The organism is Amycolatopsis echigonensis, from assembly GCF_002846615.1.
Lineage (GTDB): Bacteria > Actinomycetota > Actinomycetes > Mycobacteriales > Pseudonocardiaceae > Amycolatopsis > Amycolatopsis echigonensis.
Genome location: NZ_PJMY01000003.1, coordinates 238,233 through 252,566 on the forward strand (window position 1 = coordinate 238,233; position 14,334 = coordinate 252,566).

The window sequence follows — 14,334 nt, forward strand, 5'->3', positions numbered from 1 at the left end:
CGGTCAGCGCAAGTCCTCACGAGCGCAGGGCGCCCCGGCGGCGGTGCAGATCGGTGACCGATCCGAGCGCGGCGTCCAGTTCCTCGCGCAGCAACGCGGCCTGCTGCGCGGCGACATCCTCCCCCAGCAACGCCGCGAGCCGTCCCTCCCCAAGCAACTCCAGCGCCTCCCACGGCGACGACGCCAGCTGTCCGCTCAGTGCACCCGCGTCAGGTGGCGACAGCTGTTCGGCCAGGCCAGCGGTACCGGCGGCGAGCAGCGCGGCGACGACGAGGTGCGGCTGCGCGTCCGCGCCGGCGAAGCGGAACTCCAGCCGCGGCGCGGACGACGTCCCGCACAGCCGGATCGCGGACGTCCGGTCGTCCGGCCCCCACCGGAGTTCGCGCGGCGAGAACGGCGCGGTGCGCAGCCGGACATAGCTGTTCCACGTCGGAGCCCACACCGCCGACAACGCACGCGCATCCCGCAGCACTCCGGCCAGAAAAGCGCCCAGCGCGAACGGAAATCCCACCGGACCATCCGAAGTGGACAATGAGAGATGGACGTGGCACGAATTCCCCTGACCAGGTTCCGGCGCGGCGAGATAGTCGGCCTGGACACCGTGCTGGGCGGCCGCCTGCCGGGTCGCCATCTGCAGCAGCAACGCGTCGTCGCAGGCCGCGAGCGCGTCACGATGCCGCAGGACGACCTCGTACTGCCCCGGATGGCACTCCGCCCGCGCCGACTCCACACCGAGACCGGCCGTCGCGGACCGCAGGTCCGCCAGCAGCGGCGCTAGGCGTTCAGTGCCGCCGACCGCGTAGTCCACGCCGTGTCCGGTGAGCGGGTCCCCTTCCTGCGTACGAAAAACCACCTCGTGCTCGATCCCGATCGACGGAACCAGCCCGTGCTCCTCCAGCCGCGCCAGCTGGGCCCGCAACACCGTCCGCGGCGCGAGCCCGGCCGGTTCTCCGGTCGGAAACTCCGCGTCCCCGACGACCGCCCACGTCTGGTCTCCGAGCGGAAACGCGGTCGCCGCGTCGAGCCGCACGCGCAGGTCGCCGAACCCGCCGAGGTACGGCTTCAGCGGGCCGACCTCCGGCAACGGCTCGCGCTCGGGCGTCCACGCGAAGACGTAGCTGCACACGCCGTATCCGCTGTCCAGAACCTCGGCGGCGAACGGTGCGGCCAACTCGACCGCCGCGAACCGCGCGTGCGGGTCGGGCACCAACAGCACCAGCCGAGCACCGTCCTCGGCCAGCACTCGACGCAGCACCTCCGCGGCCGCCGAGCCCGCTTCGGCCCGTACGGCCAGCGACCGCGGCCCGACCGGACGGTCGAAGGGGCTCACCAGGCACCATCCGGATCGGGCGCGTGCAACGGGTTCGGCACCCGGCCCCAGCGCACATCGAATTCGTCGTCGCGTTCCACCTTGTCGAACCCCTGTCCAGCGAGATGCTCGCGGTTGAGCGTGACGCGCTCGACGTCCGGCGCGAACAGCGGGCAGGCGTCGAATCGCTCGGCCACCTCGGGGTTTTCGTCGCGGTATCGGCCGACCACCTCGCGTACCAACGTCCAGAAATCTCCGCGCGCCAGGTCGAGATCGTCCAGCAGCAGTTCGGCCCAGAACCGCAGCTGGCCGGAGAAAACCGAGCTGAACAGCGACTGCGCGAGCAGATGCGCGGGCCAGCGCAGCATGTCGGCCGCGGCGTCCGGCGGAAGATCCGCGTAGCAGGGCAGTTCCTCGTCCAGCAGGTCGACGCCCTGGGCGAAGTCCTTGATCGCGACGCGCAACGGACGGCCGTCCGCGTCCACCACGAGCACGAGGTTCTGGCCGTGCGGGCAGAAGCCAACGCCGTACTGGAGCAGCCAATGCAGCAACGGCGTGAGCAGCAAGTCGAACAGCCGTGACAGCCACGCCTGCGCGCCCTCGCCGGACTGCGTGATCAGCCTGGTCAGCACGGACTCGCCAGCGGCGTCGCGGTACGGCAGCGCGGCGAACGAGATCGCCTGCTCTCCCTCGGCGAGCCGGGCGACGAGCGGCTCACGCCACAGCGCACCGAGCGTTTCGTGGAAACGGTACGGCAGTTCCTCCAGCGAGCCGAACAACGGGTGCCGGACCGACACGCTCGCGACCTCGCCCGGGAGCTCGAAGCGGTACTTCTCGGACAGCAACGGATCCGCCGCGTCAATGCGGCGCAGCCATTCGGTGACCGACGGTCCGGCAAGCGTCGCGGCGGAGTTCAGGCCGCGGTAAACGAGCGTGTTCCGGACGGAGACCGCGGTTTTCACATCGCGCCGGTCCGGGCGCGAGCGGTTGGCGAGGGTCCGGACTGTCTGATGTGGACGGTAGACGTCGCTGCTCTCCCCCAGTTCGGCCATCCGGCCGGTCGCCAGCTCGGCAGCGTAGAGCGTGCCGATGATTTCGTCGGCCTGCCAAGGATGCACCGGAACCCAGACGTAGTCGTCGAGAGCGCCGAGTTGTGCTGCGCGGGCAGTGAATTCCGCACGGGTCTGGTCGTCCAGTTCCTCGCGCAGCAAAGTCTCTGCGTCGAGCCCGGCCACGCTGCGGAACTGCGCGAGATCGCGGTGCACGGCATACCAGCGCAGCCGGATGTCGGCACCGGACTCGGGCGCGTAGCGGGCGCGGTCGCGAGCGGAAAACCCGACACGGCCCTTGTTCAGCACTAGCCGGAGGTGGCCGGTGAGGTGACCGTCGGCGACGTTGTAGTCCATCGTGGACAGTGCGGCGGCGGTCGGTGCGCGCCGGAGTCGGGTCGCCTCGTTGGCGACCGTCGAGGTCAGCTCGGCGAGGACGTCGGCCAGCCGCAGGCCGGTGAGCCCAAGCTGTTCCCGCGCGTCGACGATCAACGTGCGCGGGTCGTCCGCCGGAGCTTCCACACCGTCAGCGGTCCGGATTGCGCTGCCGGGCAACACTGTCCACGACTCGAACGCGCCTCGGCGTGCTTCGAAGCGGTACGAAACGTCGCTGGGCAGGTCGAGGTGCCAGCTGCGGTGTCCGGACCGCGTGGGTTCGCCGGGCTCAGGTGCCAGCAGCGCTTCATAGGACAACTCGCCGAGCATTTTGTGCGTGACGAGCGAGCCAGCGGCCCGCCAAGCGGCGTCGTCGGTCAGGGTCACTGGTCCTCCGTCTGGTCGAGGCCGAACGTGGTGAATGCTGTCCGTTCGGGCAGGTCGTACACCGGTTTTCCGCATACCGCGTTGAGAATCGCCGCCGCCCGCCACGCGCCGAGCCCGAGATCCGGCGCGCCGGGACCGTGCGTGTGGCGTTCCGCGTTCTGCACGAACAACGGCCCCGGAACGTCGAGCTCGACGCGATAGTCGGCACCGATCACGAGCCGACCTCGCGCATCGCGGCGGACCGCTTCGCCGAGCCCCTGCAGCAAGGGTCCGGTCGGCGTTTCCGCGTAGCCGGTGGCAGCCACCACGGCCGACGTCCGGTGCGTCGCGGTCGTTCCTTGCTGGACGTGCCGCAGCCCCAGCTCGATCCCGTCGCCGACGGTCGCGGACACCACCTCGACACCCGGCGTCAGCACCGCGCCCGGCCAGCCGCCGCCGACGCTTCGGCGGTACAGCTCGTCGTGGATCTCGGCCATGGTCTCGGCATCAATGCCTTGGTACAGCTGCCATTGCGCTGGGAGAAGCCGATCCCGCACCGTTTCGGGAAGGCCGTGGAAGTACGCCGTGTAGTCCGGGGTGAACTGCTCCAGGCCGAGCTTCGAGTACTCCATCGGCGCGAACGCAGGCGTTCGCGCGAGCCAGCGCAGACCGTCCACAGTGGATCGCGAACGCAGCAGATCGAGAAAGACCTCGGCTCCCGACTGTCCCGAACCGACCACCGTCACCGACTCCGCGGCGATCAGCTCAGCGCGCCTCGTGAGGTAGTCCGCGGAATGCAGGGCGAGCACGTCGGGCGCGGACACCAAGGGCCGCAACGATTCCGGCACGCTCGGCTGGGTGCCGACCCCGAGCACGACCGCCGCCGCCAGCACCGGTTCCGCACCGTTGACAGTCAGCTCGAACGCCTCTTCCTGTTCGATCCAGTGCAAGCCGGTGACCTCGTGCCCAAACCGGCACGACGGCAGCCGGGACGCTGCCCAGCGGCCGTAGTCGTCGTACTCGGCGCGCGGCGGATGGAACCGCTCGGCGAAGTAGAACGGCAGCAGCCGGCCGCGTTCGCGCAGGTAGTTGAGGAACGAATGGCGGTTGGTCGGGTCGACGAGCGTCACCAGGTCGGCGAGGAACGGCACCTGCAGCGTCGCGCCGTCCAGGAGGAGCCCGGGGTGCCAGCGGAACTCGGGACGCGCGTCGAACAGCACGACCTCCAGCTGGTCGAGCGGATCCGCCAATGCGGCCAGCGACAGGTTGAACGGCCCGATCCCGACCCCGGCGACGTCGTAGCGCCTCACGACGCGATCGGGCTTTCCCGCGTGACGCTCGCGCGCAGGTCAGCCGCGACCGCGGCCACCGCGTCGAGCAGCGCGCGGTAGTCGGCGGGCTTGGTGTGCGGGTGCAGGAGGGTGAGCTTGAGCCAGAGCTGCGCCTCGCCGTCCGGTCCGGTCGGCAACGCACCGCGACCGATCACCGCGGTGCCGTCCTCCAGAAGCGTGCGGCGCACCTGCGCGACCAAGTCGTCCCCGGCGGTTCCCGGCAACTCGTCCGCCACCGTGGGACGGAAGACCACTGTGGACAGTTCGGGTGCACCCCACGACCGCAGTGCCGGATGGTCCTCGACCATCGCGTGCACGCCGGAAGCGTTGGCACAGCAGCGTTCCACGAGCGCACCTATCCCGGACGTGCCGAGCGCGCGGAGCGTGACCGCCATCCGGAACGCGTCCGGACGCCGGGACGTGCGCAGCGAACGGCCGAGCAAATCGGGCAGTCCGGCTTCGGTGTCGTCGTCGGCGTTGAGGTACTCGGCACGGACGGTGAGCGCCTCCAGATCAGCCTCGGCGCGTGCGGCGAAGACGCCTGCGGCAACCGGCTGCCAGCCGAATTTGTGCAGGTCAAGCGCGACCGAATCGGCCAGTTCCAGCCCAGCGACGCGGGAGCGGAGGCTTTCGCTGCAGAGCGCGAGACCGCCGTACGCCGCGTCGACGTGCAGCCGCGCTCCAGTCCGGCGGCAGATCTCGGCGATCTCTGGCAACGGGTCGATCCGGCCGGTGTTGGTGGTGCCAGCGGTCGCGACGACGACAGCCTGCGCACCGAGCGGAGCCAACGCCTCAGCGAGCGCGGACGGGACCATCCGGTCGTCCGCGCACGGCACCACGACCGGCGCGGGCAACCCGAGCAGCCACGCCGCGCGAGCGACACTGTGGTGCGAATTGGCCCCGCACACCGGTCGCGTGACTGCGGATTCCCGGGCGAGCAGGAGGCCGAGAAGATTCGATTCGGTGCCTCCGGAGGTGATGACGGCGTCCGGGCGGGCAGCGTCCGGGTAGCAGAGCCGGGCGATGCCGGTGGTGAACTCGCGCTCGATCTCGCTCGCAACCGGGGCCTGGTCCCAGGAGTCCATCGACGGATTCAGCGCGGAAGCTACGACGTCAGCGGCGACCGAGACGGCCAGCGGTGGGCAGTGCAGGTGCGCGGCGCACGCGGGATCGGCTGGATCGGCCGATCCGGCGGCGAGCAGGGCGGAAAGCTCTTCCAAGGCTTGTTCGGCGCCCACTCCGTGCCGCGGGAGCCCGGATGATTGCGCCCGGGCGAGGGCTGCCGCCACCGCGGCCGGGCCGCCAGCCGGAACCGGACCGCCGCGTTCGGCCGTGCCCGCGGCCATCCCGCGCAGCGCCGCGGGGAGAAGCTGGGCCAGCCGGTCCGCTCCGCCGGAGCCGCCGGCCAGCCACTCCGCCGAAGCCACGCCGGACCTGGGCCTGGGGGCCGTCGGCGCTGAGGGCGCATCCGCCATGGAACCGCCTTTCTTAGGGTAACCTTGCCTTACCCTGCGCAACAATACGGACACCCACCGACAGCCCGCGCGCGGGGCCAGCATGCTGGGCGAACCGGGCCTGACGGCTCGTGAAGGGCTCCTTGAGGGAATCTGATTCCCTCAAGGAGCCCTTCACGGACCTTCGCCGCAGCACAACGGCCGGTGTCCCGCCAAGGGGAGCACCGGCCGTTCCGGAAAGGTCAGCGCGCCGGGGCCAGCCCGCGCACCTGCTCGAAGACGTCGCCGCCGGTCGGCAGCACCGCGAGCACAGGCGTGGTCAGCCCGTTGTCCACATAGGACTGGATTTGCTCGCGGCACGATTCGACGCTGCCGTGGAGCACCAGCGAGTCCACGACCTCGTCCGGGATCACCTCGTTCGCCTTCTTCCGCTCCCCCGCGGCCCACGCCTCGTGCATCGGGCGCAGCTGGTCGCCGCGGCCGAGCCAGTCGTGGAACGCCGCGTACGCGGGCACCGTGAGGTACGACGAGATCAGCATCCGCCCGAGCCCGCGCGCGGCCGCCGCGTCCTCGGTGGGACACACGAAAATCCGGGCCGCCAGCTCGAGATCCGGGCCGACGACCTCGCGCACCTTCGGTACGTCCGAAGCGGCGAGCCAGTTCGTGATCGCACCGTCGGCCTCTTCCGCGGCGAAGCGCAGCATGCCCGGCCGCAACGCCGCCAGCATGATCGACGGTGCCGGATCAGCGGCTCGCTCCAACCGGAATTTGCTGACCGAGAACGTCTCGTACTCCTCGGTCACCTTCTCCCCCGCCAGCGCCGAACGCAGGAACCGCAGCGTGTCGCGCGTCCGCTGGTACGGCTCGCTGAACTCCGCCGCGTTCCAGCCTTCCACGATCACCGGCGACGAAGCTCCGATGCCGAGCACGAACCGGCCCGGCGCGAGTTCCGCCAGGGTCGACGCGCTCATCGCCAGCAGGCCCGGACCGCGCGTGTACACCGGCACGATCGCGGTGCCCAGCCGCAGCTGCGGTGCCCACTGAGACGCCAGCGCGAGCGGCGTGAACGCGTCGGTACCAGCGGTTTCGGCGCTCCAGACGTCGGTGTAGCCCAGATCCGGCAGCTCCTCGATCAGCGCCCGGTGCTCGACGAGCGGGACGCCGGTGAGCGGAATCGTCAAACCCCAACGAGACATCAGCTCTCCTTCCCGGCAGCGGCCAGTTCCCGGTGGATCCATTCGACCTGGAGGCGCATGAGGTTCTCCGCGACCTCCTCGGCCTGCGGCGTCATGTGCGTCGCGCCGGCGAGCGGCAGGAAAACGTGCGGACGGCCCTTCGCCAGCAGCGCCGAGGAAAGCCGCAGCGCGTGCGCTGGGAAGACGTTGTCGTCGGCCAGACCGTGCACGATCAGCAGCGCCCGCTCGAGCGAACCGGCGCTCGCGATGAGCGAGTTGTGCTCGTAGCTTTCCGGGTCGTCTTCCGGCTTGCCGAGGTAGCGCTCGGTGTAGTGGGTGTCGTACAGCGACCAGTCGGTGACCGGTGCGCCCGCGACCGCCGCGTGGAACACGTCCGGCCGTCGCAGCACGGCGAGCGCGGACAGGTAGCCGCCGTAGGACCAGCCGCGGATCGCGACCCGGTCCAGGTCCAGTTCGGGACGCGCCGCGGCGGCCGCGTGCAGGGCGTCGACCTGGTCGGCCAGCGTGACGTCGGCGAGCTTGCCCGCGATCTCCTTCTCCCACACCGGTCCGCGGCCGGGCGACCCGCGACCGTCCACGACCAGCACCGCGAAGCCCTGGTCGGCGAGCCACTGCGGGGTCAGGAAAGCGTTGCGGCTCTGGAGAACCCGCTGCGCGTGCGGCCCGCCGTACGGGTCGAGAAGGACGGGCAGCTTGCCCTCGTCCGCCTCGTATCCGCGCGGCAGCACCAAAGCCGCGCGCAGCCGGCGTTCGCCGAGGGTGAGCCAGGTCAGGTTCGGCACGATCTCCGGGTCCACAGTGGACGATTCGATCGAGCCCACCTCGATGCCGTCCCGCAGCACGGTCACCTTCGGGCCGCTGTGGTCGAGGCTCCACGAGGAAAGCACGGTCAGAGCCGCGCTGCCCGAACCGACGTGCACGCCGTCCGTCGCCGACAGCCGGCGCACCGTGCCGTCTTCGGTGCGGTACAGGTGCACCTGCGTCGGGTCATCTTCCGAAGCGGTGAACAGAACTTCCTCGCCGACGTGCAGCACCTGCCGCAGCTGCATCCCCGGCGGCGTGACCGGCTTGCCGTCCACCAAGAGCCGGTGATCGCCGTCGGCCGCGCTTTCCACGACGAGCTTGCCGTCCCCGGTCCACGCCGGAACGCCCTGGAAGATCTCGACCCAGTGCTCGTCGGTCTCGCTGTGCACTTCGGCGACCGAACCGTCGGACGGGTCCAGTGCCAGCACGGTGAGCCGCTTCTGGTCCCGCGGCTGCACGGCCAGCAGCGGCCGCCCGCCCGCCGACCAGTGCACGGTGACCAGGTACTCCCAGTCTCCTCGCTCCACATCGACGCGGCTGCCGTCGAGCCCCAGGACGGCCAGCGACACCTCGGCGTTCGGCGAACCCGCCGACGGATACGCCACGACGTTCGCCGGCTGCTGCGGGTTCGCCGGGTCGCCGATCGTCCAGCGCGGCACCGGACCGCGGTCCGCGCGCTCCACGATCAGGCTGCGCCCGTCCGGCGCCCACCAGTAGCCGCGCGTGCGGTCCATCTCCTCGCCGGCGATGAACTCCGCGAGCCCCCAGGTGACGTCCTCGTTGTCCTCGCCGGCGAGCACGCGGTCCTCGCCGGTCGCCAATTCGATCACGCGCAGCCGCCGCTCGCGCACGTACGCGACGTGCGTGCCGGTCGGGTTCGGCCGCGGGTCGATCACGGACCCGTCGACGAGGATCCGCGTCTCGCCGCTCGCGAGGTCGAGCGTGTACAGCTTGCCCGACAGCGTGAAGGTGACGACGGTGAACGCGTCGTCGACGCCGAAGGCCACGACGCCCCCGCCGGTCTCCCGGGCCCGTTCGCGGCGCGCCCGCTCCTCCGGCGGCAAGTCCTCGTCGCCGGACACCAGCTCGGCCGCGTCGACCAGCTTCGCCTCCTCGCCGGTCGCGAGGTCGAACGACCACAGGCTGTGCCGCGGATCGGTGCCGGTGGCGCTGCGCAGGAACAGCACCCGCGAACCGTCCGGGGCGACCCGGAACTGCTTGGGCGCGCCGAGCGTGAACCGCTGGGTGCGGGCCTGCTGGCGGAGGAACGGAACGTCGTCGAGTGCGAAATCGGTCACGACCAGCACTCTTTCAGATCATCAGGCGGGCACGCCAACACCCTGCAGCGCGGCCCGCTGCTCGTCGACGTCGAAGGCGGGCTCGGGAAACTGCGGGTCCATCTCGGTCAGCGTCTCGACCAGCAGCTCGGCGACCGCCCAGTTCCGGTACCACTTGCGGTCGGCGGGGACGACGTACCACGGAGCGTGCGCGGTCGAGGTGCGCTTCAGCACGTCGGCGTACGCCTTCTGATACGCGGGCCACTGGCGACGCGCATCGATGTCCGACGGGTCGAACTTCCACCGCTTCTCCGGCCGGTCCAGCCGCGCGGTGAGCCGGCGAAGCTGCTCCTCCGGCGAGATGTGCAGGAATACCTTCACCACCGCGGTGCCGTTGTCGGTCAGTTCCTTTTCGAACGCGTTGATCTGCGCGTACCGCTGCCGTCGCTCGGCCGCCGGGAGCTGACCGAGCACGCGCGGCACCAGGACGTCCTCGTAATGCGAGCGGTCGAAGACCCCGAGGTGGCCCGGCGACGGGAGCTTCTTGCGGATGCGCCACAGGAAGTCGTGCTTGCGTTCAGCGGCGGTGGGTTTCTTGAACCCGGCGTACTGCACGCCCATCGGGTTCACGAGGCCGAGCACGTGCCCGACGGTGCCGCCCTTCCCGGAGGTGTCCATGCCCTGCAACACCAACAGCACGCTGCGCTGACCGCCGCCAATGCCCTCCGCATACAGCGCCTCCTGCAACCCGGCGAGCTGTTCCCCGGCGGACTCGAGTTTCTTGCCGCCTTTCGCCTTCTTCTCCGGCCCCACGGGCGACGAAGCCGGGTCCGGCAGCTCGTCGCCCGCACGGAGCGCGTCGCGGACCCGGTTTCCGTTCTGCTGCTTCTTCGCCATCCCGGGACGATAACCGGACAGCAGCCGATCCCGGGGACCTCTCCGGCGTTCGGCCGGGTGTCATCCGGTCGAGCGAGCGGCGCATCGAATCGCCGGTCAGCCCCCTCGATTGCGCAACGAACGACGGGGGAAAGCAACGTTTCCCGGCTGAACTCCCCGCGAACGGCCTCTAGCCTGAACGCATGACAGCGTCCGTCCAGCCTGCCGGCACCGCGCGTCCCACCTCCTCCGACGGCTTCATCGCGCTCGACGAGCAATGGAGCACGCACAACTACCATCCGCTGCCGGTCGTGATCGCCGAAGCCGAGGGCGCCTCGGTGACCGACGTGGCCGGCAAGTCCTACCTGGACTTCCTGTCCGGCTACTCCGCGCTCAACTTCGGCCACCGCAACCCCGAGCTGATCGCCGCCGCGACCGAGCAGCTGGGCCGGGTCACGCTCACCTCCCGCGCGTTCCACCACGACCAGCTCGGCCTGTTCTGCCGTGAGCTGGCCGAGCTGACCGGCACCGAAATGGTGCTGCCGATGAACTCCGGGGCCGAGGCCGTGGAGTCCGCGGTGAAGGTCGCGCGCAAGTGGGCGTACCAGGTCAAGGGCGTTCCGGCGGGCACGGCGGAGATCGTGGTCGCCCGGTCGAACTTCCACGGCCGCACCACCACCATCGTCTCGTTCTCCGACGACGAAACCGCGCGCGCCGACTACGGGCCCTTCACGCCGGGCTTCGTCCAGGTGCCGTACGGCGACGCGGAAGCGTTGAAGACGGCCATCACGCCGCGTACGGCAGCCGTGCTGATGGAGCCGATCCAGGGCGAGGCAGGCGTCGTCGTGCCGCCCGCGGGATTCTTCGCCGAGGTACGACGGCTGTGTGACGACAACGGCGTGCTGATGATCGCCGACGAGATCCAGTCCGGTCTCGCACGCACCGGCACCGTGCTCGCGCTGGAACACGAAGGCGTCCGCGCTGACCTGTACACGCTGGGCAAGGCCCTCGGCGGCGGCATCGTCCCGGTGTCCGCTGTGGTCGGCAGCCGGGACGTGCTGGGCGTGCTGAAGCCAGGCGAACACGGCTCAACTTTCGGCGGCAACCCGCTGGCTTGCGCCGTCGGCCGCGCGGTGGTGCGGATGCTCCAGACCGGCGAGTACCAGAAGCGGTCCACCGAGCTGGGCGCACACCTGCACGAGCGTCTCGCGAAGCTGGTCGGCGACGGGGTTTCGGAAGTGCGCGGACGCGGCCTCTGGGCAGGCGTCGACATCGCGCCGGACGGTCCGACCGGACGAGCGGCGTCCGAGGCATTGGCCGGATTGGGCGTGCTGTGCAAGGAAACGCACGACCGCACGCTGCGCGTCGCGCCGCCGCTGGTGATCACCGAAGCCGAACTGGACCGCGGCGTCGACGCGATCGCTCAGGTCGTCCGCGGCTGACCTACTCGGTGACCGCCGTTTCTCCGGGCGGCGGTCACCGGATGGGCATCGCCGCGACCGTCGACCCGTCCGGCGGAGGCGGTCACCTCCATGCCGCGGCCGGTGACCGCCGTTTCTCCGGGCGGCGGTCACCGGATGGGCATTACCGCGACCGCTGCTCCGTCCGGCGGAGGCGGTCACCTCGATGCCGCGGCCGTAGTCGTCCTCGACGGACGTGGTCGGGCTCCACGTTCCGTCGTTCGCCGCCGACTGTCTCGGTGCCGTCCGCGATAAGTCCTGTGGATCTCGATGTCCCCCATTGCTTTGTGTCCCTCCGCTCTTCAGTGCCGAACCGAGGACCCGCACGCCGCCAGGACTGTGACTAGGCTTCGCCTTGTGACCGCCAGGCGAAATCTCGCCCTCTTCGCCGCGCTCAGCGCGCTCGCCACCCTTGTGTTAGGGCTGCTCGTCGCGCCGTATGCGCCCGGCGCAGTGGACCGATGGGCTGACAGGTCCGCCTCGACGCTAAGCCCGCACCTGCTCAACCTGCTGGTGCTGCCCACCGAACCGTATGTGCTCATCCCGGCTGCCGCCGTCATCGCCGGAATCTGCCTCTACCGGCGCAACCGGGTCGACGCATTGCTCGCCGTGGCAGGCCCGCTCGTCGCCATCGCGCTGAACAGCTGGGCGCTGAAACCCGCTTTCGACCGGTGGAAAGGCGGCACGCTCGTCTACCCAAGCGGCCACACCGTCAGCCTGATAGCCGTGCTCACCGTCGTAGTCCTGCTGGTCCGATTCAAAGCGGTTGCCATTGCGGTGGGCGCAGTGCTGGTCTGCTGCGCAGCCGTGGGCATGATCGGCCTCGGCTACCACTACCTCACCGACATCGCCGGCGGCGCGTGTTTCGCTCCAGCCGTCGTCACCGCGATGCGGGCGGCGCTGTCACCGCGTCGCGCGCGAGAGCCGTCAACCGGCTGATCGCGCGCAGATACTTCTTGCGGTAACCGCCGTTCAGCATCTCCTCGCCGAACAGCTCCGGCAGCGGCACGCCGGACACGACCACCGGAATCGCCCGGTCGTACAGCCGGTCCGCCAACGCGACGAGCCGAAGCCCGACCATCTGGTCCGGCACCGGCGTCACGTGCTTGAGGTGCACCCGCCGGACCCCGTCGAGCAGCTTCCCGTACCGCGAGGGATGCAGGCGCTCGAGATGCTTCGTCAACGCGCCGAATTCGTCCACAGTGGACCCTTCATGCGCGGCCGCGGAGGCATCGATCTCGTCGTCCCCGACCGGCGGCGGCGCGTCCGGAAGCCCGCGGTGCCGGTAGTCCGGCCCGTCGACGCGGACGACGCCGAACCGTCGCGACAACGCCTGGATCTCGCGCAGGAAGTCTTCCGCCGCGAACCGCCCCTCGCCGAGCTTGTCCGGGAGGGTGTTGGAGGTCGCCGCGACGTAGACGCCCGCGTCGGTCAGTTCCTGCAGCAACCGGCTGACCAGCGTGGTGTCGCCGGGATCGTCGAGCTCGAACTCGTCGATCGCCAGCAGCCGATGCTCGGACAGCCGCGCGACCGCGTTGGCGAACCCCAGCGCGCCGACGAGGTGCGTCAGCTCGACGAACGTCCCGTACGCCTTGGGCCCCGGAGTCGCGTGCCACGTCGACGCGAGCAGGTGGGTCTTGCCGACGCCGAACCCGCCGTCGAGATAAAGCCCCATCGGCCCGTCCGGAATCGCCGCGCCGCCGCCGAAAAGCGACCGCAACCGGGACTTCTTGGCCTTCGCCGCCCCGATCCGCGAAGCGAACGCCGAACACGCCTCGACCGCGGCCGCCTGGCTGGGCTCGTCCGGGTTGGGAATGTAGGTGGAAAACCGAGCCTCGCCGAACCGCGGCGGCGGCACGAGGGACGCGATCAGCTCGTCGGCCCCTAGCTCGGGAAACCGGTCGGTCAGCGCAGCGGCGGGCATGGTCGAAGAGCCTATCCGGACGACCCCGGCCGCTTCGGCGCGCCTCAGCGGGGTCAGGAGCGGCAAATCCGCCGGTCGGAGCCGCCTTTCGCCGGAGAAGGGACGGGCGAGCCGGGATGCGTGTGGCGACTGTCACCGGGCTGCGGCGCTGGTCAGGCGCTCCGGTGCCAGGCCAGGACTGCGCCGCTGCCCTGGCGCGAACGGCGAAGTGGCTCGGCCCTGCAGTACCGGATCGAGCCGCGTCGCTAGCCCGGTACTAGCGGCGGAGCAGATCGGCCCGACGCTGTCGCCCGGCAACGAGCCGCGTCGCAGGCCCCGGTGCGAGCCGACGGACTCGGCCGAGCGAGGCCGACGCTCGGCCAGCGGCCGAGGCAGCACTGTCGCCAGGCAGCCACCGCACGAGAGCCCGAATCCCGCCGACCACGGTCCGCCACGTTGCCGCGCAGCTGGAACGAGCCTCGCCACCAGCCCGACACGAGCAGCGGACCCCACCGAGCAAGGCCGGTCATCGGCATGCAGACCAGCACTGGTGCCAAACAGCTGTCGCACGACAGCCCGAATCCGCTGATGGCCGATCAACCCCGCCACGGTGCCGCCTGACCAGAACGAGCCGCGTCACCGGCCCGACGCCAGCGGCGGACCGCAACGAACAAGTCGATCGTCGGCGAACGGACCAGCAGGACTTCTGCCAAGGAGCCATCACGACGGCTCTGATCCGCTGGCCGCCGATCAAGCCCCCACGCACATCGCCGCGAGGACTGCCAGCGCCGTGGCCCGCCTACTCACCCGTTCGAGGGATGCCGCGTGAGTTTTCGCCCGGTCGGGAGGTCTTTCGAGCGGGCACGTCTCCGGCGCCGCGGGCCGCTCGCGGTGACACTGGACGCGCCATGTCCGCATACAGGGAGCGAGGAAC

General features: G+C 70.5%; 10 protein-coding genes. 2 read left to right on the forward strand and 8 right to left on the reverse strand.

Annotated elements, in window-relative coordinates; all coding sequences use genetic code 11:
• Nucleotides 1-16 precede the first annotated feature (16 nt).
• From ATK30_RS05575 to ATK30_RS05605, 7 genes are all read right to left on the reverse strand, one after another.
• Complete coding sequence (locus ATK30_RS05575; protein WP_101434621.1) at nt 17-1,330, reverse strand: type I glutamate--ammonia ligase; 1,314 nt, start codon at nt 1,328-1,330, stop codon at nt 17-19.
• Nucleotides 1,327-3,120 carry an IucA/IucC family protein gene (locus ATK30_RS05580; RefSeq protein ID WP_101434622.1) on the reverse strand — a complete coding sequence of 598 codons (1,794 nt, stop codon included), beginning with the start codon at nt 3,118-3,120 and terminating at the stop codon, nt 1,327-1,329. Before ATK30_RS05580 ends, ATK30_RS05575 begins: the two co-directional genes overlap by 4 nt.
• Nucleotides 3,117-4,409 (reverse strand): lysine N(6)-hydroxylase/L-ornithine N(5)-oxygenase family protein, encoded by a 1,293-nt coding sequence (locus ATK30_RS05585; RefSeq protein ID WP_101434623.1) that lies wholly within the window; start codon nt 4,407-4,409, stop codon nt 3,117-3,119. The genes ATK30_RS05580 and ATK30_RS05585 overlap by 4 nt, the downstream gene beginning before the upstream one ends.
• Nucleotides 4,406-5,905: a pyridoxal phosphate-dependent decarboxylase family protein gene (locus ATK30_RS05590; protein WP_101434624.1), complete on the reverse strand. Its 1,500-nt coding sequence runs from the start codon at nt 5,903-5,905 to the stop codon at nt 4,406-4,408. Before ATK30_RS05590 ends, ATK30_RS05585 begins: the two co-directional genes overlap by 4 nt.
• Nucleotides 5,906-6,126: 221 nt before the next feature.
• Entirely contained in the window at nt 6,127-7,080 is a 954-nt protein-coding gene (locus ATK30_RS05595; protein ID WP_101434625.1) for an LLM class F420-dependent oxidoreductase, read from the reverse strand.
• Nucleotides 7,080-9,182 carry a S9 family peptidase gene (locus tag ATK30_RS05600; RefSeq protein ID WP_101440647.1) on the reverse strand — a complete coding sequence of 701 codons (2,103 nt, stop codon included), beginning with the start codon at nt 9,180-9,182 and terminating at the stop codon, nt 7,080-7,082. The genes ATK30_RS05595 and ATK30_RS05600 overlap by 1 nt, the downstream gene beginning before the upstream one ends.
• Nucleotides 9,183-9,203: 21 nt before the next feature.
• Complete coding sequence (locus ATK30_RS05605) at nt 9,204-10,058, reverse strand: PPK2 family polyphosphate kinase (protein ID WP_101434626.1); 855 nt, start codon at nt 10,056-10,058, stop codon at nt 9,204-9,206.
• 182 nt (nt 10,059-10,240) lie between these two features.
• Here ATK30_RS05605 and rocD point away from each other — a divergent pair, with 182 nt between their 5' ends.
• Both rocD and ATK30_RS05615 read left to right on the forward strand, forming a co-directional pair.
• Nucleotides 10,241-11,479: an ornithine--oxo-acid transaminase gene (gene rocD, locus ATK30_RS05610; RefSeq protein WP_101434627.1), complete on the forward strand. Its 1,239-nt coding sequence runs from the start codon at nt 10,241-10,243 to the stop codon at nt 11,477-11,479.
• A gap of 375 nt (nt 11,480-11,854) precedes the next feature.
• Nucleotides 11,855-12,436: a phosphatase PAP2 family protein gene (locus ATK30_RS05615; protein ID WP_167441839.1), complete on the forward strand. Its 582-nt coding sequence runs from the start codon at nt 11,855-11,857 to the stop codon at nt 12,434-12,436.
• Here ATK30_RS05615 and zapE read toward each other — a convergent pair.
• Nucleotides 12,378-13,421 carry a cell division protein ZapE gene (gene zapE / locus ATK30_RS05620; protein ID WP_101434629.1) on the reverse strand — a complete coding sequence of 348 codons (1,044 nt, stop codon included), beginning with the start codon at nt 13,419-13,421 and terminating at the stop codon, nt 12,378-12,380. The two genes, ATK30_RS05615 and zapE, sit on opposite strands and share 59 nt — an antisense overlap.
• Nucleotides 13,422-14,334 lie beyond the last annotated feature (913 nt).